The following is a 286-nucleotide window of genomic DNA, read 5'->3' as shown; positions in this document are numbered from 1 at the left end:
AATGCCGCGTGACGCTGGTGCAGGGCTTCGATGTCGTGCGCAGCGGTCGCTACATCACGCACCGCTGCCCGCAGCAGCACGGACGCTTCAGCAGCTTCGCGTCGTTCATGATCGAGAAGGGCTTCGTGCGCCAGCTCACGCGGCCCGAGATCGCCGACATCGCCGCCAAGGTGGGCGTGATTCATTGCAGCAGCTGCGGTGCGCCCGTGGACGTGCGCCGCGAGGATGCCTGCTCGCACTGCCGCTCGGCCCTGTCGCTGTTGGACCCGCAGGCCGTGGAGAAGGC

Annotated in this window: 1 protein-coding gene; it reads left to right on the top strand. The window is 68.2% G+C overall.

Translation table 11 applies throughout. The features are described from left to right. The coding region (locus tag ACX2DJ_RS12970; protein WP_462573160.1) for a hypothetical protein at positions 1-286 on the top strand (286 nt) is incomplete at both ends.

Source organism: Altererythrobacter chaiwopuensis, assembly GCF_054957755.1.
The sequence above is the reverse complement of the archived record's forward strand: the minus strand, read 5'-3'. Positions and strand labels throughout refer to the sequence as shown.